Below are 789 nucleotides of genomic sequence, written 5' to 3'. Positions count from 1 at the left end.
TTAAATAACCGGATAACTACTACGTAAACTAAATAACCGACTGTTGAAATTAATAAAATAATAATTCCTTTTTTAAAATTTCCGGCTTGCTCTGCATTCTTCTCTTCTTTACTTTGAAGCGATGTTAAAATAACCCCGATAATAATACAAACGAGCGCCAAAACTCCAAGAACGACCGATATCGTCGTTGACCATTCATGAAACACGATAACCCCAAATAATGTTGTTGCGACTAATTGAAGCCCTGTTGAAATCGGCATCGTTCTAGAAACACCCATTAAATCAATACTTTTTAATTGATTCGCTTGACCAAGTGCCCAAAATAAGCCAGATACAATTCCAACTCCAATAACAGTCGGAGTTAATACCGGCTTCATAAAAATATAAACGACAATTGAGAAGATAAGTGCACCGAACGTTGTACCGAGCGTTTGACTATACGGTCCCCCACCCAGTTTCACGTTAAATAGCACAATACTCCCCCAAAATATAGCTGGTAAAATCGCTAAAAGTATATCCATCGCTCATTACCTTTCTCTACAAAATGTCATAGGTTATCGCTCTAAATCATTAGAGTGAGCTTTTATTTTTTCGTTTTTTCGTGCACAAATCTTTTCTACAATAGAACCAGAAACATTCTTTTCTCGCTCCACTTTCTTTATCTTTATGTGATCTAAATTGTCTTCCAAAGTAAGTGTAACTTTATCATTCGGCGGATTATGTGCCCCTTGAAATGTAAGAAATTGTATCGTAACTTCAAACCTAGGAACAAACTCATCTTTCTTGCCT

At 36.1% G+C, this 789-nt stretch carries 1 protein-coding gene and 1 pseudogene; both read right to left on the bottom strand.

Annotated features, from left to right (window positions below):
* Window positions 1-521: pseudogene (gene glcU / locus AC1DJR_RS32060) on the bottom strand (glucose uptake protein GlcU); the annotation flags it as partial.
* Window positions 522-554: 33 nt separating this feature from the next.
* A partial coding sequence (locus AC1DJR_RS32055) for a DUF3888 domain-containing protein (RefSeq protein ID WP_477004475.1) occupies window positions 555-789 on the bottom strand: 235 nt, incomplete at its 5' end.

The organism is Bacillus sp. 05T31, from assembly GCF_056396725.1.
The sequence above is the reverse complement of the archived record's forward strand: the minus strand, read 5'-3'. Positions and strand labels throughout refer to the sequence as shown.